This is a genomic window from Ruminococcus sp. YRD2003 (assembly GCA_900109435.1).
GTDB lineage: Bacteria > Bacillota > Clostridia > Oscillospirales > Ruminococcaceae > Ruminococcus > Ruminococcus flavefaciens_G.
Genome location: FNZT01000020.1, coordinates 1 through 19,856 on the forward strand (window position 1 = coordinate 1; position 19,856 = coordinate 19,856).

At 49.2% G+C, this 19,856-nt stretch carries 23 protein-coding genes, 1 pseudogene and 1 riboswitch; of the genes and pseudogenes, 2 read left to right on the top strand and 22 right to left on the bottom strand.

Annotation, left to right across the window (positions count from 1 at the left end; all coding sequences use genetic code 11):
* Window positions 1–200 (top strand): annotated as a pseudogene (locus BMX22_RS14350) (IS110 family transposase); the annotation flags it as partial.
* A 263-nt stretch (window positions 201–463) separates the two neighbouring features.
* Window positions 464–659: riboswitch (cobalamin riboswitch) on the bottom strand.
* Between the two features lie 87 nt (window positions 660–746).
* Here the strand turns inward: BMX22_RS14350 and BMX22_RS14355 are convergent.
* The 20 genes from BMX22_RS14355 to BMX22_RS16605 all read right to left on the bottom strand — a co-directional run bounded on the left by BMX22_RS14355 (window position 747) and on the right by BMX22_RS16605 (window position 17,504).
* Complete coding sequence (locus BMX22_RS14355) at window positions 747–1,388, bottom strand: precorrin-8X methylmutase (protein WP_074743184.1); 642 nt, start codon at window positions 1,386–1,388, stop codon at window positions 747–749.
* Window positions 1,385–2,854: a cobyric acid synthase gene (locus tag BMX22_RS14360; protein ID WP_074743185.1), complete on the bottom strand. Its 1,470-nt coding sequence runs from the start codon at window positions 2,852–2,854 to the stop codon at window positions 1,385–1,387. The genes BMX22_RS14355 and BMX22_RS14360 overlap by 4 nt, the downstream gene beginning before the upstream one ends.
* The gene (locus tag BMX22_RS14365; RefSeq protein ID WP_081349237.1) at window positions 2,847–3,881 is read right to left on the bottom strand and encodes a pyridoxal phosphate-dependent aminotransferase; all 1,035 of its coding nucleotides are present in this window, start codon (window positions 3,879–3,881) and stop codon (window positions 2,847–2,849) included. Before BMX22_RS14365 ends, BMX22_RS14360 begins: the two co-directional genes overlap by 8 nt.
* A complete protein-coding gene (cbiB, locus tag BMX22_RS14370) occupies window positions 3,878–4,843 on the bottom strand; it encodes an adenosylcobinamide-phosphate synthase CbiB (RefSeq protein WP_074743187.1) in 966 nt (321 codons plus the stop codon). Before cbiB ends, BMX22_RS14365 begins: the two co-directional genes overlap by 4 nt.
* Entirely contained in the window at window positions 4,840–5,400 is a 561-nt protein-coding gene (locus BMX22_RS14375) for a histidine phosphatase family protein (protein ID WP_074743189.1), read from the bottom strand. The genes cbiB and BMX22_RS14375 overlap by 4 nt, the downstream gene beginning before the upstream one ends.
* The gene (locus tag BMX22_RS14380; protein ID WP_074743191.1) at window positions 5,397–5,780 is read right to left on the bottom strand and encodes a bifunctional adenosylcobinamide kinase/adenosylcobinamide-phosphate guanylyltransferase; all 384 of its coding nucleotides are present in this window, start codon (window positions 5,778–5,780) and stop codon (window positions 5,397–5,399) included. The genes BMX22_RS14375 and BMX22_RS14380 overlap by 4 nt, the downstream gene beginning before the upstream one ends.
* Window positions 5,774–6,541 carry an adenosylcobinamide-GDP ribazoletransferase gene (locus tag BMX22_RS14385; RefSeq protein WP_074743192.1) on the bottom strand — a complete coding sequence of 256 codons (768 nt, stop codon included), beginning with the start codon at window positions 6,539–6,541 and terminating at the stop codon, window positions 5,774–5,776. Before BMX22_RS14385 ends, BMX22_RS14380 begins: the two co-directional genes overlap by 7 nt.
* The gene (locus BMX22_RS14390) at window positions 6,535–7,056 is read right to left on the bottom strand and encodes a bifunctional adenosylcobinamide kinase/adenosylcobinamide-phosphate guanylyltransferase (RefSeq protein WP_074743194.1); all 522 of its coding nucleotides are present in this window, start codon (window positions 7,054–7,056) and stop codon (window positions 6,535–6,537) included. Before BMX22_RS14390 ends, BMX22_RS14385 begins: the two co-directional genes overlap by 7 nt.
* Window positions 7,053–8,102 carry a nicotinate-nucleotide--dimethylbenzimidazole phosphoribosyltransferase gene (cobT, locus tag BMX22_RS14395; protein ID WP_074743196.1) on the bottom strand — a complete coding sequence of 350 codons (1,050 nt, stop codon included), beginning with the start codon at window positions 8,100–8,102 and terminating at the stop codon, window positions 7,053–7,055. The genes BMX22_RS14390 and cobT overlap by 4 nt, the downstream gene beginning before the upstream one ends.
* 1 nt (window position 8,103) lies before the next feature.
* The gene (locus BMX22_RS14400) at window positions 8,104–9,423 is read right to left on the bottom strand and encodes a cobyrinate a,c-diamide synthase (RefSeq protein WP_074743197.1); all 1,320 of its coding nucleotides are present in this window, start codon (window positions 9,421–9,423) and stop codon (window positions 8,104–8,106) included.
* The gene (locus BMX22_RS14405; RefSeq protein WP_074743199.1) at window positions 9,420–10,610 is read right to left on the bottom strand and encodes a bifunctional cobalt-precorrin-7 (C(5))-methyltransferase/cobalt-precorrin-6B (C(15))-methyltransferase; all 1,191 of its coding nucleotides are present in this window, start codon (window positions 10,608–10,610) and stop codon (window positions 9,420–9,422) included. Before BMX22_RS14405 ends, BMX22_RS14400 begins: the two co-directional genes overlap by 4 nt.
* The gene (gene cobK, locus BMX22_RS14410) at window positions 10,607–11,347 is read right to left on the bottom strand and encodes a precorrin-6A reductase (protein WP_074743201.1); all 741 of its coding nucleotides are present in this window, start codon (window positions 11,345–11,347) and stop codon (window positions 10,607–10,609) included. The genes BMX22_RS14405 and cobK overlap by 4 nt, the downstream gene beginning before the upstream one ends.
* The gene (gene cobJ / locus BMX22_RS14415) at window positions 11,340–12,062 is read right to left on the bottom strand and encodes a precorrin-3B C(17)-methyltransferase (RefSeq protein WP_074743203.1); all 723 of its coding nucleotides are present in this window, start codon (window positions 12,060–12,062) and stop codon (window positions 11,340–11,342) included. Before cobJ ends, cobK begins: the two co-directional genes overlap by 8 nt.
* Window positions 12,062–13,093: a cobalt-precorrin 5A hydrolase gene (locus tag BMX22_RS14420; RefSeq protein WP_074743205.1), complete on the bottom strand. Its 1,032-nt coding sequence runs from the start codon at window positions 13,091–13,093 to the stop codon at window positions 12,062–12,064. The genes cobJ and BMX22_RS14420 overlap by 1 nt, the downstream gene beginning before the upstream one ends.
* Entirely contained in the window at window positions 13,090–13,848 is a 759-nt protein-coding gene (gene cobM, locus BMX22_RS14425) for a precorrin-4 C(11)-methyltransferase (RefSeq protein WP_074743207.1), read from the bottom strand. The genes BMX22_RS14420 and cobM overlap by 4 nt, the downstream gene beginning before the upstream one ends.
* Window position 13,849: 1 nt before the next feature.
* Window positions 13,850–14,980: a cobalt-precorrin-5B (C(1))-methyltransferase CbiD gene (cbiD, locus tag BMX22_RS14430; protein WP_074743208.1), complete on the bottom strand. Its 1,131-nt coding sequence runs from the start codon at window positions 14,978–14,980 to the stop codon at window positions 13,850–13,852.
* Between the two features lie 174 nt (window positions 14,981–15,154).
* Complete coding sequence (locus BMX22_RS14435; RefSeq protein ID WP_074743210.1) at window positions 15,155–16,729, bottom strand: recombinase family protein; 1,575 nt, start codon at window positions 16,727–16,729, stop codon at window positions 15,155–15,157.
* Complete coding sequence (locus BMX22_RS14440) at window positions 16,726–17,022, bottom strand: hypothetical protein (protein ID WP_143055545.1); 297 nt, start codon at window positions 17,020–17,022, stop codon at window positions 16,726–16,728. Before BMX22_RS14440 ends, BMX22_RS14435 begins: the two co-directional genes overlap by 4 nt.
* A gap of 73 nt (window positions 17,023–17,095) precedes the next feature.
* Window positions 17,096–17,293, bottom strand: coding sequence for a hypothetical protein (locus BMX22_RS16240; RefSeq protein WP_143055546.1), 198 nt, complete (start codon window positions 17,291–17,293; stop codon window positions 17,096–17,098).
* 55 nt (window positions 17,294–17,348) lie between these two features.
* Window positions 17,349–17,504, bottom strand: coding sequence for a hypothetical protein (locus tag BMX22_RS16605; RefSeq protein WP_177173040.1), 156 nt, complete (start codon window positions 17,502–17,504; stop codon window positions 17,349–17,351).
* Window positions 17,505–17,535: 31 nt separating this feature from the next.
* Here BMX22_RS16605 and BMX22_RS16245 point away from each other — a divergent pair, with 31 nt between their 5' ends.
* Complete coding sequence (locus BMX22_RS16245) at window positions 17,536–17,877, top strand: dockerin type I repeat-containing protein (protein ID WP_143055547.1); 342 nt, start codon at window positions 17,536–17,538, stop codon at window positions 17,875–17,877.
* Between the two features lie 184 nt (window positions 17,878–18,061).
* On the opposite strand, the gene BMX22_RS14455 is transcribed toward BMX22_RS16245, so the two are convergent.
* Window positions 18,062–18,607, bottom strand: coding sequence for a prolyl-tRNA synthetase associated domain-containing protein (locus tag BMX22_RS14455; RefSeq protein WP_074743214.1), 546 nt, complete (start codon window positions 18,605–18,607; stop codon window positions 18,062–18,064).
* 13 nt (window positions 18,608–18,620) lie between these two features.
* Window positions 18,621–19,817: an ATP-binding protein gene (locus tag BMX22_RS14460; RefSeq protein WP_074743216.1), complete on the bottom strand. Its 1,197-nt coding sequence runs from the start codon at window positions 19,815–19,817 to the stop codon at window positions 18,621–18,623.
* Between the last annotated feature and the right edge of the window lie 39 nt (window positions 19,818–19,856).

Genomic DNA, 19,856 nt, shown 5'->3' on the forward strand with positions numbered 1-19,856 from the left:
TGAAATACTATTTGTGCGAAGCTGCAAACGCTCTGAGAAGATGCGACCCGGAGTTCAAGCGCTTCTACGCTCTCAAATACAAAGAGGCTAACAAGCACAATCATAAACGCGCACTCGCTCTCACTGCCAGAAAGTTGGTCAGGTTAGTCTATACACTGCTGAAGACTAACCGCCTGTATATCCCGCCGGAGGAATATTAATCCGGCAACTCCAGCCCGCCGAAAAATTTTTTCGGTGCGGGATTTAGTAGGAGATGCCTTTTTTGTCTCTTTTTAGGCAGAGTATACGGTTTCCTCACTGTTTTTTCTACTTTTTGTCTATTGACATTTTACCGTGGGACTTTCTGAGAAAGGCTTGACCGCATAACAAAAAAACCCTCCGCGCAGGCAGAAGGCATTGCAAACAGACTCGTTGAAGAGTCTGTGGAACAGTACGATCAATACCTCGTGACCTTGACCTTTTGGTCGTGTACCAACAAAACGGCAGGTTTCCTGACTTATGCATCATCGTGGTATACAGTCTTCCCGAGAACTCAGTGACTATATTTGCACACCGCTCCGCAATTACAGTGACGAGATCGTGCAGGACTTTCACCTGCTTCCCTTTTACCCTCCTGCAACAGATAGTCTGTCGGAGGCACCGTTTGCTATTATTTGATTGTTGTTCATGAACGATACTTATTATATCAGAACAATTAAAAAAATGCAAGCATTCGGCAATAATTATACGTTAACAACAATTATCTTTCACTTTTTATACCCTTTTTGTTCGTCAAGCATATAAAGCAGTGCATTACATATAGCCGCCGCGACATTACTGCCGCCCTTGCGTCCGCGGGCGACTATGCATGGGATTCCCGACGCGATGAGCAGCTCCTTAGACTGCACGACATTCACAAATCCGACAGGTGCTCCTATGACGAATTTGGGAATGAAATCTCCCGCGGAGATGTGCTCGCATAGCCTTACAAGTGCAGTCGGAGCATTGCCGACCGCGTATATGACAGGTCTGCCGAGGGCAGCGGCTTTGTCCACCGAAGCTGTTGCCCGTGTTGTGCCGTTCTGCTTGGCAGTTTCTGCGACATCTGCGTCTGCCATGAAACACATACACTCGCAGCCGTGCCGTGAAAGTGCAGCTTTGTTTATACCTGCTTTTGCCATGTTCGTATCCGTGACTATGACGGCTCCGCTGTCAAGAACTTCAAGTGCCTTGTCAACAATATTCTTCGAAAAATAAAGGTTTTTTGCGTAGTCAAAATCCGCGGTCGTGTGTATCGCACGAATAACTACAGGCTTGATCTCTTCGGGCACTTCGGCTTCGAGCTCGCTCTCGATGATCTCAAAGCTTCGTTTTTCGATGTCCTTCGGAAGTACATATTCTAAATTCATACACCCTCCTCGATGATACGGTATATAAGCTCCATATCAATAGCTATTCTCACGTTCTCGGCAAGCAGGTCAAGCTGTGCATTTCTGTATTCCCGCCTGTCAACGCTCCTGCCGCCGTATGTCAGACCGCGGCGATGATATAGCGCTCTCACAAGCCTTCCCGAGACATCAGCGCTGTCAAAAATGCCGTGTACATAACAACCGGCTGCGTTCCCGTTATAAGAGCCTCCGCGGTCGGTCAGAACAGCTCCGGCATTTTCAGTCTCTCCCATATGCACCTCATACCCGTAGAAGCCTGCACCGGATAGGCACGAAAAAAAACCTTCGATATCGCCGAATCTGCCTGTGACCTGCGTCTGCGTCTTTTCACTTCCGAAAACCGTGGTGCAGTCCATCAGACCAAGACCGCCGATGCTTCCGCCGCACTCGCTCCCGAGAGGGTCGGATATGGTCCTTCCCATTATCTGATAGCCTCCGCAGATACCAAATATCGGGACACCTCTGCTGAAACAAAGCTTTATGTCATCAGCAAGTCCGTTTTCTTTGAGCCATTTCATATCTGCGATAGTGCTCTTCGTACCTGGAATTATTATCAGATCCGGAGCACCGAGCTCACTCGCTCTTGTTACGTACCTCACCGAAACGCCGTCATACTGGCTGAAAACGTCAAGGTCGGTGAAATTGGATATTTTCGGCAGACGTATCACAGCAATGTCTATCACTCCGCCTCTGATGCGGGCTGTCAGCTTTTCGGACAGGCTGTCCTCATCCTCGATATCGCAGTTTATGAACGGAACTACTCCTGCCACCTTTTTGTGTGAGCGCTCCTCGAGTATGCTGATACCGTCGCGGAAGAGTGAAATGTCGCCGCGGAATTTGTTCACAACAAGCCCTCTGACCATATCGCGCTCGCTTTTCTCGAGCAGTTCAAGCGTACCGATGAGCTGCGCAAAAACGCCGCCCCTGTCGATGTCTCCGACAAGCAGAACAGGCGATCTAACGAGCTCAGCGAGCCCCATATTCACGATATCGTCAGCTTTGAGGTTCAGTTCCACGGGACTGCCTGCGCCCTCGATAACTATGATATCGTGCTCTGATGCAAGCTGTTCGTACGCAGAGAGAATGTCGGGGATAAGTTCCTTTTTGCGGCGGAAGTATTCAGCTGCACGCATATTGCCGCGCACCTGACCGTTTACTATGACCTGCGAGCCAACGTCTGTGGTCGGCTTCAATAAGATTGGATTCATAAGAGCTGACGGCTCAAGTCCGGCGGCCTCAGCCTGTAATGCCTGTGCTCTGCCTATCTCCATACCGTCGGGAGTAATGAATGAATTCAGCGCCATATTCTGCGATTTAAAGGGAGCGACTGAAAAGCCGTCCTGTCTGAGTATCCTGCAAAGTGCCGCAGTGAGATAACTCTTTCCGACGTTTGACATCGTTCCCTGAAGCATTATGCTTTTAGCCATTCAAGCACCTCCTGAGTGCGTTCAGAAACGCGGTATTTTCTTCGTGAGTCCGCACTGCGATACGGTAATACCCCTCTGAGAGCCCGTCAAAATTGCAGCAATCACGGATGAGTATTCCCATTGAGAGCATTTTTTCGCACAGCTCCGGGATGCTTCTGAAAAGGAGGAAGTTCACCGAAGAATCGAAAACTCTGACGCCCATATCTCTCATCTCAGAGATAAGGATATTCCGCTCCCGAGCGATGTATCCTGCTGTTCTGCGGACGTAGTCATCCTCACCGAGGGCAGCGATACCAGCCGTCTGTGCGAGAGACGAAACGCTCCAGAACTGACCGCTGTTTTGAACGAGCTGCGCTAAGTCTGTGCTGCCGAAAGCGGCGTATCCAAGCCGTATCCCTGCCATTGCGTAAAGTTTGGTGAATGCTTTGAGGATCATACAGCTTTCATTCATACAACGCCTCAGACTGAAATCTGCGCCGTTCTGAACGAAACCGAGGAAACACTCGTCGCACACGAGTATAGTATTCTTTTCATGGCACTTGTCAGCAAGTCTTTTCAGGATTTCAGGCTTAACAAGCTTTCCTGTAGGATTGTTTGGCGAGCAAACAAAGCAGATATCATAGTTCGCGTCAAGCTCTTCAATGAAGCTGTCCGTCATTGTGAAGCCGCTGCTCTCGGTGAGTATGTGCTCGCAGATCTCACAGCCGACCTCTTCGAGCGCTTTTCTGTATTCACTGAATGTTGGAGCGCATATCAGAGCTTTGCGAGGTCTCAGAGCGTGTACGATGCGGAATATAAGGTCATCTGCGCCGTTTCCGCAAACTATATTTTCAGCAGGCATTTTTTCGCAAACTGCAAGCTTGCTGCGAAGCTCTGTACAGTATGGATCAGGGTAGTGCTCGATGCTGCTGAGAGCTTCTGATATCGCTGCCTTGACGCTTTCGGGGGTGCCAAGCGGATTAATGTTTTCTGAAAAATCAAAGATATTGTCAAGCCGTGATATGTTCCCACCGTGCTGCTGTATCATAGAACACCTCCAATTATCACACACCTTGCGGTGGCTGAGATAACGAGCATAAGCAGCGACGCAGCATACATCAGTCGGTTCGCGCGTCTGATATCCTCAGCTTCAATAGGTCTGTCGTCATCTCCTATGTAAGGCTTTTTATGTAGCTTGCCGAAGTACCACGCATCGCCTGCGAGCCGAAGGTGCAACGCACCGGCACAGGCAGACTCGGTCTGCGCGGAGTTTGGACTTGCGTGATTTCTCCTGTCTCGCTTCCAGATGCGGAATGCATTTCTGCCGTCAAGTCCGAGAACAGGCGCTATGGCTACCATAAGAAGCGCTGTCAGCCTTGATGGGATATAGTTGAGCACATCGTCGAGCTTAGCCGCAAATCGCCCGATATCGGCGTATTTTTCGTCTGTATATCCTATCATCGAATCCATTGTATTCACCGATTTGTAGAAGAATCCGCCGACTGCTCCGCCAAGCCCCATATAGAAAAGGGGCGCAGTAACGCCGTCGGAGGTATTCTCCGCGACCGTTTCAACCGCCGCACGTATTATCCCGTCCCTGTCGAGGAACGCTGTATCACGTCCGACTATCATCGAAACAGCCTTTCTCGCTGACTCGGTATCGCCTCTTTCCGCTGCCTTGCAGACCTTCATGCTCTCATTGCAGAGACACCGTGCAGCGAGCATATAGCAGCAAAGCACAGTCTCAGCGGCAATTCCGAGCAGAACGTGTATGCTGTAACAGAGAATCAGGAGTCCGAGCGGAGCTGCTGTTGAAAGTACGACAACGGTCACCGCAAGTATGGCTCCGCCTTTCCGCAGATCAGAAAAGTGCTTCCGCACTGATTTTTCAAGTGCGCTGATCAGTCTGCCTATGAGTTTTATCGGGTGTGGGAAACTGTACGGATCACCGATGATGCAGTCGAGCAGGAATCCAAGTATCAAGGGGAGTGCAGGCAAAAAATGTTTCATATTCTCTCCGTTATGTGAAGCTCTGAGCCGTTCCATTCGCAGATATATCCGCGACCGTTTTCGCAGTTCCAGTCAAAATAATCCCTGTGCGGGACGGCATATTTTTCAAGTATTGACATTATCGTTCCGCCGTGAACGACAAGACAAACAGAGCGTGATGTGCTGTATTTTTCAGTGATAAGATCAAAGGCGCTTATACATCTTTCTCTGAATGATTGTGGGCTTTCTCCACCCGGAAAAGGCAGAGTTCCGCCGCTGTCTATCCATTTCTGATAATCGCTGTTTCCTGACAGCTCGATGTAGTTTTTTCCCTCAAATCCGCCGAAATCACACTCGCGCAGATCATCAAATGTGACGATTCTCTGATTCGGGAAAAGCAGCTGCGCAGTCTGTATGCAGCGAAGCATAGGGCTGCACACAAGCACCTCGCACTGTGGGTAGTCCCTGCGGGTGAGAGAGTTGCGTCCCTCAGGGCAAAGAGGCTCATCAGTTCTGCCGATGTATCGTTTTTCGAGGTTCCCTGCGGTGAGCCCGTGACGAATGAACACTATCCTCATTTGTGCCCACCTTTGATAAATGTCGGTATACCGCAGACAACACGTACCACCTTTTCTGAGTGTGAAGCTATGATACAGCCGCAGCGTCCGACGTTCTCGCGCCATACTCGTTCGCTCTTTTCAAGAGGTATTATACCGCAGCCTATCTCATCCATGATAATGACAGCTTCATCATTGCGATGGCAAAGTTCCTCCGTAAAGGTCATACACTCGTCTCCGAGACGGCGGACAAGCTCGTGATAATCCGTGATACAACGGGCTTTCAGTGCTTCCTCAGGAACGCAGCTCTTCCCGTCTGTGATCTCGTTTGCAGGAATGCCGCAATTCTGCATAGCATAGGCAGTTTTACCCTGATACGCTCCACCTGTTATCATTACCATAGCTGCATTATCCTCCCTGAAAAAACTACTGACGCAAGCATGGATATCTCGCAGATCTGCAAGAACCAGCCACACAGGTCGCCTGTAACTCCGCCGAAATCGCGGTATGATGTGTACCTATGATAGATGAAGACAAAAAGTGCGGCAAGCCCAGCTGAAATGCCTTGGATAGGCAGTATCGCTGTCATTGCCGAGACACTTGAAATAATGAAAAACGCCTCCATCGCGATCGTTATTCTCTTGTGTGCAGGGCATACAAAGCTTTGCAGAGTGCCTTTTTTCTTTGCAGCTTTGAACGTTACGGCACTGATCCCGCTCAACGCACGAGATAACACGTACCCGACGGATATCAAAGCTGTCGTACGCAGCGAATCTGCCTGCGAGAACAGCGCCGTCTGAACGATAAGATAAAGGCACAGCTTTATAACTGCAAACGAACCGATATGAGGGTCAGACATTATATCAAGGCGCTTTTCCCTGTCAGCACAGGAGGCACGCGCGTCGGAAACGTCGCAGAAGCCGTCGAGATGTATCCCTCCCGTTACGAGAATGGGAATGAAAACACCTCCTGCCGCAAACAAGAATTGTCCTATATCAAGCGCATTGCAGGCAAAGCGCCAGAGAACGAGCAGCGCACCGATGACTGCTCCGATAAGTGGGAAAAATCCCAGTGCATAGCGGCGGTTCTCCTCCTTCCATTCCACCTTCGGAACAGGTATCCGCGAGTACATCAGGAACGCCGAGAGCAGCGAATTCAGCATGGCATTTCTCCTTTCAGTAATACAGGGACACCATAAACGCACTCTATCACATTGTCGGCTATTTCAGCGATATATCGGTTTATCTCCCCGAGACAGCGTATATACTGCGCTGTGCCTTCAGAATAAGATATACCGTCGCTGCCCACCTGATTTGTTACTATCACAAGCTCAGAAGCCGTTTCAGAAACAGCCTTTATCCCGCTTATCACGTTTTCTGTCGGACACATTATCTCATTGCCTCGGAACATCTCATTTGCACACAAATTTCCGACACATTCAAGCAGGACCGCAGAACCTGCTGTAACGGAAAGCTCGTGCAGATTAGTGTATTTCTCTATCGTCTCAAAGCCTTTCCCCAGACGCATTTTTCGGTGACGTTCAATAGCTTCAATGGCGTCGGCGCCAAAGGGCTGCATAGTAGCAATGTAAATTTTTCTGCCTGAGCGACCTTCGAGGATTCTCTCAGCAAAGCTCGATTTGCCGCACTTTGAACCGCCTGTAACAAGAGTTGTCATTTCAGCTCAACATACCTTTCTATTGAAGTATCATCAAATCTATGGGCATTATTGTAAAGAGCCAATGCTCCGTCAAGCAGAGGAAGCAGCAGTACTCCGCCAGTCCCCTCTCCAAGTCTTAATCCCGCATTTATCGGTGCCTTCAAACCACAGTATCCAAGCAGCTTTTCTCCGACAGGCTCACCCGAACAGTGGCTTGCAAGCATATATTCCCTGCACAGCGGCTGGATCGCATATGCGACAGCTGCGGCAGCCGCCGAGATAACTCCATCGATTATCACGGGGATACGGTAGTAAGCTCCGCCGAGGAAAAGTCCTGTCATAGCGGCTATCTCAGCTCCTCCGAGCTTCTGCAGCAGCTCCAGCGGTTTGTCCTCGGATACACGATTTACTTCTATCGCACGTTTAACGGCATTTATCTTTCTTTGCAATCCTTCCGATGACAATCCCGCACCTCTGCCCGTTGTTTCTTCAGGTGGGAGATCAAGGAGAACAGCAGATATCGCTGACGTAGGTGTTGTGTTTCCGATACCCATCTCGCCCGTGATCATGAGCTTTGTACCTTTAGCTTTCAGTTGTTTTACAGTATCGAGCCCCACTGTTATAGCTTCCTCTGTCTGTTCTAAAGTCATGGCAGATCCGGATGCGATATTCTTCGTGCCGTAAACGACCTTTCGTTTTACCAGACTTTCGCACTTGACATCAGCTGCGATACCTACATCTACTGCGATAACATCAGCGTTACAGGCAGCTGCTACAGCGTTGATATTGGAGCGTCCCTCTGCAATAGCCTTTGCGCATTCAGCCGTGACATCCTGTCCGCACTGAGTAACTCCTTCACTTACTACCCCGTGGTCGCCGCACATAACGACAACAGTACGCTTGGAGATATCGACATCAGGCGTTCCCTGAACGGCAGCTATCTTCTGTATCATTTCCTCGAGCAGTCCAAAGCTGCCAATGGGCTTTGCTATGCTGTCCCAGCGCTCCTTAGCCGCATTATAAGCCGCTCTGTCGGGAGCTGAGATATTTTTTATCCTATACATTTTAGTCTCCGTGATCTATGCATTTTTCAACAAAACGCGCGGCTGCCTTAACATCAGAATAGAAGTAAATATGCGGAAAACCTGCATACAGCGTATCGCTCGTATGGCAGCATCTCCACGTTCTGCCGTCAGCTTTTTCAGCGGTGAGATCCTTTCCGCAGTTGGTGCTGTCCCAGTAGTGGAACTCATGTGCCCTTATCGCCTCTCCCGAACCGAACAGCAAACTGTCAGAGTCGGCTTTCATCGTGATATAGCCAAATCTTTGCAGTCTTTCAGTTGGGAAGGCTCGCCCTTTTATGACACCTGCCATAGCGTAAGTGCTGCCGCTCCCGTCCGTCAGCTCATCGTGAAGATACATAAATCCTCCGCACTCTGCAATTGTCGGCATACCCATTGAAATATTGTTCCTTACGTCCGCGAGCATCGACATATTCGCAGACAAATGCTCCGCATACAGTTCGGGATAGCCTCCGCAGAGGATAAGCCCGTCACATTCGGGGACCGCCTTATCAGAAAGCGGCGAGAAGTACTTTATCCGACATCCCATTTTTTCAAGCAGGTCGATATTCTCCTGATAGATGAAGCAGAAGGCTTTGTCTCTTGCGACCGCTATTATTGGCGCATCTGAAAAACGAGATATATCTGTATGCTTGAACTCGGGAAGAGGACGGTCAAAACTTTCGATGAGCTTGTCTATGCAGATGTATTTCTCAGCAAGCTCCCCGAGCCTGCCGAGCATAGTTTGGATATCGCCTATCTCGTCAGCAGTTACAAGTCCGAGATGACGGCTTTCTATCGTTATATCGCTTTTGGGAAGGCAGCCGAAATACTCAGTTCCGATCTCATCACAAAGTCTCTTTGCAAGTGAGATAAGCTTCTCAGGCAGACGATCAAAAATAAAACCGGCGATACGGTTAGGGCGATAGTGTAGAAATCCGCTCATCACCGCGCCTATCGAATCGCTCATCCCCTTGCAGTCAATGACGATAACAGCCGGAGTATCCGTTATCTCTGAAACAGAATGTGCACTTCCGCGGTCACCGTCATAGAAGCCCATAACGCCCTCGATGACTGCGATATCAGCACCGCTGCCGTACTCATCGAGCAGGCTAAGAAGTGTATCATCATCACAGAAAAAGCTGTCAAGGTTATGGGAGGCAACGCCTATCGCCTTTCTGTGGAACATGGGGTCAATGTAATCGGGTCCGCACTTGAATGCTGCAACGTTTAAGCCGCGGCGTTTTAGTGCGGAGAACAACGCACACGTCACAGTTGTTTTTCCGCAGCCGCTGTTTGTTCCTCCGATAAGTATCCGTCTCATGAGAGCCTCCCGCTGATGATAAATACCGGGTTCTGCGCTTGCAGCATCGTGTGCGAGCCGAGCTTTTTCGTGCGCATGACGGCTATCTGAACTACTTCCGCAGCTGTTCCGTATTTCTTGAAACAGCTTACAGCATCATTCAAAGTTTCAAGTGATACCGCCGTTACAACGATGTTCGCAAAAGGATTTTTAGCATATACCGCATCAAAGATACCATTCATATTACCGCTGCTCCCACCGATGAATACTTTGTCGGGAGTAGGTGCATCTTCAAGCACTTCGGGACAGCTTCCTTCAATTACTTCGATATTATCACAGCTGAAAAGCTGTGCATTTTTAGCTGTGAGTGCTGCCGCCTCGGTTTTTTTATCGAATGATACTACCTTGCCGTCAGGACAGCGATATGCGGACTCTACTGATACAGAGCCTGTTCCGCAGCCGACGTCCCACACGACGGAATCGGTACGTATACCGAGCTTTGAAACGGCTATGCAGCGGACCTCAGATTTCGTCATAGGTATCTCGCCACGGACGAAATCATCATCATTTATCGCAGACGGTACACAGCGGAGAGCCCCACTGTTTTCTGTTACCATGACCACAAGTCCGACAGGCGCTGGATCAACGAACTCATGCGCTTTTCCGCTTGTGACAGTCTCGGTATCGTAACCGAGTTCGGCACCGATGTGAACAGTCACATCAGATAGCCCGAAGCTGCAAAGTACACGGCAGACATCAGCAGCAGTCATGTCGCCGCCGAGCAGGAAGAAGCAGCGTTCATTCAGTCTGACGTTCACGGCAATATTCGCTGCTTTTCCGTGAAGGCTGACAAACTTCATATTCTCATATGATAAGCCGAGCCGACTGCAAAAATATGAGACTGAAGAGATACCGGGAATGATGCGGACATCATAAATATCGAGCAACGGGAGCAGCTTCTTGGCTCCGCTGAAAAAGCCGCAGTCTCCCGACAATAGAACTGCCGCAGTACCGTAACTGGATGAAGCAAGTTTATCAGCTATATCCTGTGGCATATAACTTGTGAACAGTTCTTTCCCCATACTTTGGAAGGGCTGCAGCATACGCTCTGCACCTATCAGCAGCTCTGCCTCATCAATGGCTTTTTCAGCCTCCTTCGTAAGGGTATTTCTACCGTCCACACCTGTCCCGACAATATAGACTTTCATTTTTTCCGTTCCTTTTCAATTCTCTCGATGATTTCTCCGAAGCTGTGACCGTGCTCTGGCGGACGGGTGAGTGTTATGAGCTCGGCACCGCATATCCGTGCAGCCTCCGCCTTTTCCGGGTATCCACCGGCTTCACCGCTCTCTTTGGTGATTATCATACCTGCTCCGCTCTCCCGAAGGTGAGCCGCATTCTGTTCAGTCGTGAACGGACCTTTCTGCTGTATCACCTTTGCTGTGTCATAGCCGAGAGCACGACACTGCTCAAGTATCTCCTCCGAGGGAAGTACTCTGACCCACAGCCGTCTGCGAAAGTCCTTCACCTTTATCAGCTCCGGCAATGCCTTACTGCCGAGGGTGCTGAGAATGGTCTCATCTGTACCGTTGAGCAGCTCAATGAGCTTGTCCATATCCGGAACTGTTTTCCCGTAAGGTACTGAGTTTTTACGGATAAGGCGGAGGCAGTTTGTCCCGGTCTCCTCGCAGGCTGCGCGTATATTGGCGGTTGCTTCGACCGCGTAGGGATGAGTTGCATCAACAACAGCAGAATAACCGCTGCGTATCAGCTCAGTCATCTCCCTCGCGTCAAGTCTGCCGCAGAGAATGCTTATCCCTTCCGGCAGAAGTGATGCTCCATATTCCGTTGCTACGGAAACATCAGCTATGATGTCGTTTGCTGCACAATATTCAGCGAGCTTGCGACCTTCTGTAGTACCTCCGAAGATAAGCAGCTTAAACATTCCTATATCCTCTCGGAGTCACCATTTTTCCATTGATGATCTTAGTTTCGGAGTTGCCGATATAAACGGTAGTGAACATATCAACTGCCGTATCGCGGAGCTCCGAAAGAGTGAGGATACGGCTTTCCTGACCGTCACGTCCAATGTTTCTGACATAGCCGCAAACGATTTCTCCTGCACGGTGTTTAAGTATTATGTCACAGGCTTTTTGCAGGTAGTCGGCACGCGTCTTCGAGGAAGGATTGTACAGGACTATCACCATGTCGCATTCAGCAGCACATTCAAGTCTCTTCCTTATCTTCTCGGCAGGCGTCAGCAGGTCGGAAAGGCTTATCACAGCAAAGTCATGTGTCAGCGGAGAGCCGAGCACAGCGCCGCCGCTGAAAGCGGCAGTCACACCGGGTACCACCTCTATATCGACATCGGGGTAGCTGATACCGAGCTCAAAGGCCAGTCCAGCCATACCGTAAAGCTGCGGATCGCCGCTGCATATGAGTGCAACATTCCTGTTTTCCGCCTCTTTCAAGGCAAGTTCGACACGTTTGCGCTCCTGCTTCATACCTGTGGAGGCATATTCTTTATCGGGAAAATACGCCTTCAGAAGCTCGACATATTTCGTATACCCGACTATCAGCTCACTGCGCAGAAGAGCCTGCTCAGCAGCGATAGTCATACCATCGCGGTCTCCTGCTCCCATACCGACAACATACAGCATTACAGTCTCCTCCTTTCAAAATCAAGCATGAGCGGCTTTTCCGCGGCTGCGACGGTTACTCCGTCAGCAGCTTTTTTTGTGATGACGAGCCTTCCGCTGCTGCATTTTACGGTGCTTCTCTCGCAGACATTATCAACGCCCGTAACGTTTTTGACAAAGTCGGAAGCGGTGAAATCTCCCTCAGTGCTCAATAGTTCATCAGAGGTGTATGTATACAGCTTCAAGCGATGTTTTTCGCAGAATCCCAGAAGCCCTTCTTCATTTGATTTAAGGTCGATAGTTGCGACAGCACATACGCGTTCAAATTCGACCCCTTCGTTTCCGAGCGCATACGAGACTGCATTTTCGATCGTCTGACAGGCTGTACCGCGCTTGCAGCCTATGCCGAGAACGATATTCCTCGGAACAAGTCTGAGCGTGACCGGAAAAGGCTCCCTTTCCTCAGCGCCGATGTAGAGCCCGATATTGCAGCCCTCACCGGAGGTCAGGTCGTCCGGCATATTTATGTACTCGAAGTCGCTCACTATTCCGACTTTTTCGCCGTCAAGGACAGCAGCCGCAACTGCCTTTGCGGTGTCCATATCAGTGATCATCAGGTCGTTTGCAGCGGCAAAACTGTCGGGAGAAAAATGTCCGCCAGTATCAGTAGCAGTGGTTATGACTGGCTGAGCGCCGATAAGCTCTGCGATTTTGCCGGCAAGGGCGTTCGCGCCGCCTATATGTCCCGACAGTATCGGGACAACGAACTTGCCGCAGTCGTCGATAACTATCACGGCAGGGTCGCTTGTTTTCGATTTCAAGTGAGGAGCAACAGACCGTACAGCGATGCCGCAGGCACACACGAAGATCAGCGCTTCGTATCCTTGAAAAATATCAACGACAAGTCCGCTGAGGCTGTCGAAGCTCTGCGCGGAGCTGTCACAGCGGTTTTTGAAACAGAAGCGTTCTGCGCTGAGGAAATCGGCATTTTCAGCGATACGAAGCGACAGCTCCCTCCCCTTCTCTGTCACAGATATGAGCGCAGCCTTCATTGTTCCTTCGCCTTTCTGAACTCAGTCTCGAAATCTGCGGAATAGAGCTTCGAGAGCGAGCGCACATCTCCGAGAAAATCCCCCACTGTGATGAGCGCAGTTTTCGTTATACCGTTAGTTTTTGCAGTCTCGGAAAGAGTAGCGACTGTGCAGCGGCACACCTTTTCGTCCGGCCACGTTGCCTTGTAAACTATCGCCGCAGGGGTGTCAGCACTGTAACCACCGTTGATAAGACGCTCTGAGAGCTCCTCGAGCATTCCTGTACTAAGGAAAATCACCATAGTCGCATTATGTGCGGCGAGTGATTCGATGTTTTCTTTTTCGGGCACAGGAGTGCGTCCTGCCATACGGGTGAGGATGACAGTCTGCGACACATCGGGGAGGGTGTATTCCGCTTTCAGGGCAGCGGCAGCTCCGCAGAAGGAGCTTACTCCGGGACACACATCGTATTCGATACCGAGTTCATCAAGCCTGTCCATTTGCTCGCGTATCGCGCCATAGATACAAGGATCGCCAGTATGCAGTCTCACAGTCGTTCTGCCGCTGTTTTCTGCCTTTTCCATGACATCTATGACCTCGTCAAGTGTCATCATGGCACTGTTATGCATCTCGCACTCCGAACGTGCATATCCGAGCAGCTCAGGATTCACAAGGGAGCCTGCATATATTATGACATCTGCTTCTTCAAGAAGAGTCTTTCCCCTCAGCGTTATGAGGTCAGCAGCACCGCTGCCTGCACCTACAAAATGTACCATTTCACACCTCCAGAGCTTTTTTCAGTATCTCATCCGCATATTCGGTCTTCAGGAGCAGATCGTTCTTGTATGAGAAAATAACCGCTCCGACCTTCGCGCTCTCCTTTGCCCGTGCCTGCAAATAGCTGTGTATCCGCTCTGTCAGAACTTCAAGCAGTTTATTCGCTGCACCGTTTTCATAGAGAATATCCAATGCTGCGTCAGTCGTTGCGCAGTCATTCAAGCTGCAAAGCAGCCGGCTATCGACGCCAGCAAGAACTCCGCAGGCGATAAGGGTTTCTATCCGGCCGTCAGCATAGGAGGAGTGGGTATTCATTATCCCCGAGCCAAGCTTGACCATTTTCCCGATATGTCCGTATATGAGGATATCCTCAAACCCAAGTGTTATGCCGATATCTATCGCGTCGCCGATGAAGTTGCTGCACATTACACACTGCTCGTTCAGCTGAGGGAGATTATCGGCGATAAAGCGCTCGCTGTAATTGCCGACCGTCAGCAGCATGACCTTTCTTCCCTCAGCTTTACGAATATTCGCCTCTGTACGGATAGTCCCGATAAGGGCAGAATCGCTCATCGGCTCAACTAACCCTGTCGTCCCGATTATCGAAATACCGCCGACTATGCCTATCCGCGGATTGAAGGTCTTTTTGGCGAGTTCCTCGCCTGCGGGTACGGAGATGACTACGCGGAAGCCTCCGTGATACTCATAAAGCTCTGCTATCTCGGATACCGCCTGAGCGATCATTTTTCTCGGAACTGAATTGATTGCAGCCGCACCGACAGGCTGGTCAAGCCCAGCCTTTGTGACCCTTCCGATGCCTTTGCCGCCTTGTATCTCAATACCGCTGTCAGCAAGCGAGACTTTTGCACGTATCTCGATACCGTTTGTAACGTCAGGGTCATCGCCGCTGTCTTTTACAACAGAAGCTTCCGAATAATCAGCTCCGACAACGGTGATGACTGTAGGGATCTTCAGCTTTACGCCCTTTGGCGTAAGTATCTCCGCCAAGAAAACGTACTTTCCAGTAAGCAGAGACTCAGCAGCAGCCTTGGCGGCAGCAGCAGCACAAGTCCCCGTAGTATAGCCGCAGCGAAGCTTTTTTGTACCGCTGTAAATATAGTTTTCCTCCATGACATCACCCGGTTCGGTCAAATATATATTTATTTTATCATATTATGGCATTTTAGTCAATGATAAAGAATAAAACGGGAAGAATCATTAGTTACAACAACGTTACATTGCCAGTAGTTCGTGAGTATGCTGATAAATAGAAAGTCGCAGGTCACCCTGCGGCTGTTTTCATGCCTATTCATTGATTTCAAAGCACACTGTGCTCGAATTCTTGAAATCACCATTGAATTCAAGCGTTACGTCAAGGCTGCCGTCCTCGTTTTCGTGGACGTTTATCTTGCGGACAAGCAGACGCATATTCGCATCCGAGATGTACGGTTCGAGGAGCACCTCGTCCAGCAGCTCTGCTGTGGACATCAGCTCGTCACGACGCTTCTTACTGAGTTCGTCGAACTTCCTGCTTTCCTCTATCTTCTGCGTCAGCTCCGCTATCTCAGCTTCACGCTTTTCGATCATTGAGTTGTAGATCTTGGCGTGTTCGCGGTCATTGATCCGCTCAATGATCACCTGTTCGATCTGAACCTTGAGATTGGCTATCTTCTCGGTGTAGTCCTTTATCATTTTATCGTATTTGGGCTTCTTCTTGTTCCACTCCCTGACTATCTCGTCGTACTTCTGACTGGAATCAAGTATCTCCTGGCGGAGCATTACAAGCTCTGTATGAATGATCTCGTCAAGCTGAGTCTCGCGGATAGTGTGAGCGGTGCAGTATTCGTTTCCGTAACGGTGATTGCTGTTGCAGGTGTACTCCACCCACGAGTTGCCTGCGACCGTCCGCTTCTTAGCTATGAGGCTCGCTCCGCACTCGGCACATTTTATCATTCCGCAGTACCTATGGATAACGCTTCCGAACTTTGCCCTCACCTGCGTACTCTGCCTGCTTTTTAGCAGTATCTGTGCCTGTTCGAAGGTCTCGCGGTCGATAATCGCAGGCATGAAGTTCTCATGTCTGTACTGCTCCTCGGGCGGAATAACGTCCACGGTCTTGTAGATTTTTGATGTTACGGTCTTATGGTTGACGAGCGTTCCCGTGTACGCCTCGTTCTGAATTATACGCTTGACCGTTGTTTGCACCCACAAGAATTTCTTGCACATCTGTGTTCTTTGTGCTCCGACCTTTCTGTGTGAGAAGTATTCCGGAGATTTTATTCCTCGCCGGTTGAAGTCTTTCGCTATTGTACTGAGTCCGTAGCCTGCGAAGAACTTTTCAAATATCTCCCTGACTATCGCTGCCGCCGTTTCATCGACCAGTATCTCACCTGTGAATTTGTCCTTATAATATCCCATTGGTAAGTTCACAGGCATTCCCGTTTTCTGCTTCTGACGAATTCCCGTGCGGACCTTCTTGCCGATGTCCTTGGCATAGAAGTCATTGACGAGCTGCTTGAAGCCGATTATCATATCGTCATTCTCGTTCGATGAGTCGATACCCTCGGTCACCGAGTACACCTTGACATTATTCTCTCTCAGGTAGTCAATGAACAGCGCCGTGCGTGTTCGGTGCCTGCCAAGTCGGGACAGGTCCTTGACCAACAGTATATCAATCTTTCCGTCCTCCACCGCGAGCTCTATCTGGTGAAGCCCCTTGCGCTCGAAGGTCATACCAGATACGTTGTCGTCGAAGCTCTCACCTGCAATTTCGTAACCGTGCTGCTCAGCGTAGTCCACAAGTATCTGACGCTGATTCTGAAGACTGTTCATCTCGGCGTCCTCGTCGCGTGACAGTCTGTAATATAACCATGCTTTCATTTATCTGCCTCCTGTTCTGCCGAAGACTTTTCAACCTCGGCGGCGTGAAGATAATCGCTCAGAAGCGACTTGATGAACAGCTCGAAGCTCTCACGGTCGCCGTTGAATTTGGCGATAATATTTCTGATCTTCGGCTCCTTTATTCTGCAGTATGACACTTCTTCTCCAAGCGTTATACCTCCTGTGTCATCGTCGTACTGCTCGGCATAGTCCAGACGTATATGCTGCGGAACCTGTATGATGCTCTCGTCACGGTCACAGGATTCCATTTTGTTTAATGCTGATGCTTTCATTTTTATACATCCATTCGTTTTGGCAGTCGCAGCACCTCGGTTGGTGCTACGACACACCATACCACAGACCTCCTCAGAAGTCTACTGATTTTTCCTTCTCGCTCGAAATTTCGACCTTATCAACAACATCTGTCAGTGGACATTTGTCTACATCACCTGAATGGAGATAGTCGCTCAGCAGTGATTTTATGAACAAGTCGAAGCCCTGTGCGTCTCCATTGAACCTGACATTGACGTTCCTGATACTCGGTTCTTTGATCTTTCTTCCCAATATATCACGCTCCTTATATATCTCTCGCTTGTGTTTCCTATGTGATTTGAATTGCTCATTTTAACATTCTCCTTTTTGATAACGTAAAAGGGTACGGCTCTATCAGTGCTCTCCAGTTGGAATCGAGCACTACCACTGTCGGCTGAGTGTCCGCCGCTGCCGACAATTCCTTGTCGTACATCTGCTGTAATTCTTCTTGCTTTGAATTCATACTCCATATTCTCCTTTCTGTATTTGTCGCCGTGAAGCTTATTGTCACGGCACTTTCTGCCATTGGGGCAAGTGTAAGTGATATACTTGCGGTTGTCCTCCCACCTTACATCATATGGGAGCTCACGCAGGACGCAAAGGGCGAAAAGTCGCTGCTGAAGGTGATAAACGACACTCTCCGCAGCGGATCCTATGTTGCAGGTGATGTGAACGCTGACGGCAGCTTCAATGTATCCGACCTTGTACTATTGCAGAGGTGGCTGCTTGCGACTCCCGATGCAGAGCTTGCAAACTGGCAGGCAGGTGACCTTTGCGAAGATAACAGACTCGATGTATTTGACCTCTGCCTGATGAGAAGAATGCTGGTAGAATAAAGCGAAGCTCCCCGAGTGATTCGGAGAGCTTTTTGCTCATTCTTCATAAATGGTAGTTTGGGTATTGTTAGCTGAACAGAGAAAGCAGGCATATATTCAGCGTGCAGCTGATACTTTTTATGCTCCGCCTCGTAGGACCTGATACCGCTTCGTTATCAATCCCCAGTGAAAAAATTCTGTAGTATCACTCCGTCGGCAGGTCAATAAATGTGGGCTCATGCTTAACCGCGCGGACATATTTCAGCATATCTTCGCGAAGCAAGCGTACTGTTGATGTATTGATGCCTGGGTGTCCACAGATGTATTCATCGCTCATAAGATCGTTATCTATAACAAGCTGAATGTTGTTGTCTGTATCAAATATCAGTTCAAGAGCAGACACCGAGCCCGGGATAGTATGCAGAAATTCCTGCATCTTATCAGCTTCCGCAAATGAAAGACGGGCACAGTTCAGCTGCGAGGTCAGGAACTTCGTCTTGAAGGGCTTGTCACCAGGCATAAGCAGCATATAGAAGCTCGTTTTCTGACGGTTGCAGAGGAAGAGATTCTTGCATATTTTAGCTCCGAGGACAGACTCTATCAGCAGGCAGTCCTCCATAGTATCGGCGTGGTCGTGATCGGCTCTCTTGTACTCGATACCGAGCGAATCAAGCCTGTTGTATATCGCCATTTCAACTTCTGAACGCTCGTCCGAGGGACGTCCCGTATAAAGTGTCTTATCAATATTCATTGCAATTCTACTTTCACCAGTTGTCACGCATCAGGAAGTCTGCGATATGCACTATCTCTATTCCGTTGTCATTCCCCAAAGCAAGGGGATCGCGGCATACCACATATTTGTGATAGTGATCCTTTATGTCCATAAGGTTTGCTGTCTCACGGTCGGAGCCGTCGGGAAGCTGAACGCATACCTGAACGTATATCCTTTCATCTCTGCGGACGGCAACAAAATCTATCTCTTTGGTGTTGTTCTTGCCGATGTAGACCTCATAGCCGCGCCGTTTCATTTCAAGGTAAACGATATTTTCAAACACAGCCGAAATCATTTTTGTATCAAAGCCCATCTGACTGTACTTGATAGAAATGTCGGAGAGATAGTATTTCTCCTGAGTTTTGAGCACCGCCTTGCCTTGCAGGTCATATCGCTGACAAGGATAGATAATAAATGCTTCACCGAGCCATTTCAGGTAATTGTAGATAGTCTCAACGGACAGGCTGCGATTCTCGCTTTTAAGGAATTTCACAATGGTATTAGCCGAGAAGATCATACCTACGTTTTCGATAACGTATCGGACAACTCTGTCGAACAGCTCCTTATTGCGTATCTTATGACGTTTGGAGATATCACGTGTAATGACGGAAGCATATATACCGTCAACTATCTGATATGCAGAATTAGTATCGAAGCTGCTGATACCCACAAGAGGAAAGCCTCCATACTGAACATATTCATCGAACACGTCTCTCGCCTGAGACTCGTCTTTATTCTTGAATGACAGGTACTCACGGAGCGAAAGCGTATAAACTGGAATAGTCACATACCTGCCCGTGAGATATGTGGAGATCTCACTCGACATCAGCTTGCTGTTTGAGCCTGTGACATATATATCGACATCGCTGTTTTCAAGCAGGTCGTTGACGACCTTTTCCCAGCCCTTTATCTCCTGCAATTCATCAAGAAGCAGATAGCATCGTCCTTTATCTGAAATGGCTGTTTTTATGTCGGAGTACATCTCCTTGGCGGAAAAGTCGTCATACATAATTTCGCTGTATCTGCGCTCAATGATGTTTTCCTTTTCAACGCCCCGCTTTTCAAGTTCAGCTGCAACCATTTCGAGTATAGTGGACTTGCCGCAGCGACGAACTCCGGCGAGTATCTTTACAACAGGAGAGTCTATAAAAGGCTCTATTGCGTTAATATAATCAGGTCTGAGTATCATAACATCACCTCACCATTATTATACCCTAAAAAGTATGAG

Coding starts and splice junctions, on each gene's coding strand:
- BMX22_RS14355 (WP_074743184.1), bottom strand. CDS start 1,388: ATGAATTTAGAATATGTACTTCCGAAGGACATCGAAAAACGAAGCTTT.
- BMX22_RS14360 (WP_074743185.1), bottom strand. CDS start 2,854: ATGGCTAAAAGCATAATGCTTCAGGGAACGATGTCAAACGTCGGAAAG.
- BMX22_RS14365 (WP_081349237.1), bottom strand. CDS start 3,881: ATGATACAGCAGCACGGTGGGAACATATCACGGCTTGACAATATCTTT.
- cbiB (WP_074743187.1), bottom strand. CDS start 4,843: ATGAAACATTTTTTGCCTGCACTCCCCTTGATACTTGGATTCCTGCTC.
- BMX22_RS14375 (WP_074743189.1), bottom strand. CDS start 5,400: ATGAGGATAGTGTTCATTCGTCACGGGCTCACCGCAGGGAACCTCGAA.
- BMX22_RS14380 (WP_074743191.1), bottom strand. CDS start 5,780: ATGGTAATGATAACAGGTGGAGCGTATCAGGGTAAAACTGCCTATGCT.
- BMX22_RS14385 (WP_074743192.1), bottom strand. CDS start 6,541: ATGCTGAATTCGCTGCTCTCGGCGTTCCTGATGTACTCGCGGATACCT.
- BMX22_RS14390 (WP_074743194.1), bottom strand. CDS start 7,056: ATGACAACTCTTGTTACAGGCGGTTCAAAGTGCGGCAAATCGAGCTTT.
- cobT (WP_074743196.1), bottom strand. CDS start 8,102: ATGTATAGGATAAAAAATATCTCAGCTCCCGACAGAGCGGCTTATAAT.
- BMX22_RS14400 (WP_074743197.1), bottom strand. CDS start 9,423: ATGAGACGGATACTTATCGGAGGAACAAACAGCGGCTGCGGAAAAACA.
- BMX22_RS14405 (WP_074743199.1), bottom strand. CDS start 10,610: ATGAAAGTCTATATTGTCGGGACAGGTGTGGACGGTAGAAATACCCTT.
- cobK (WP_074743201.1), bottom strand. CDS start 11,347: ATGTTTAAGCTGCTTATCTTCGGAGGTACTACAGAAGGTCGCAAGCTC.
- cobJ (WP_074743203.1), bottom strand. CDS start 12,062: ATGCTGTATGTTGTCGGTATGGGAGCAGGAGACCGCGATGGTATGACT.
- BMX22_RS14420 (WP_074743205.1), bottom strand. CDS start 13,093: ATGAAGGCTGCGCTCATATCTGTGACAGAGAAGGGGAGGGAGCTGTCG.
- cobM (WP_074743207.1), bottom strand. CDS start 13,848: ATGGTACATTTTGTAGGTGCAGGCAGCGGTGCTGCTGACCTCATAACG.
- cbiD (WP_074743208.1), bottom strand. CDS start 14,980: ATGGAGGAAAACTATATTTACAGCGGTACAAAAAAGCTTCGCTGCGGC.
- BMX22_RS14435 (WP_074743210.1), bottom strand. CDS start 16,729: ATGAAAGCATGGTTATATTACAGACTGTCACGCGACGAGGACGCCGAG.
- BMX22_RS14440 (WP_143055545.1), bottom strand. CDS start 17,022: ATGAAAGCATCAGCATTAAACAAAATGGAATCCTGTGACCGTGACGAG.
- BMX22_RS16605 (WP_177173040.1), bottom strand. CDS start 17,504: ATGAATTCAAAGCAAGAAGAATTACAGCAGATGTACGACAAGGAATTG.
- BMX22_RS14455 (WP_074743214.1), bottom strand. CDS start 18,607: ATGAATATTGATAAGACACTTTATACGGGACGTCCCTCGGACGAGCGT.
- BMX22_RS14460 (WP_074743216.1), bottom strand. CDS start 19,817: ATGATACTCAGACCTGATTATATTAACGCAATAGAGCCTTTTATAGAC.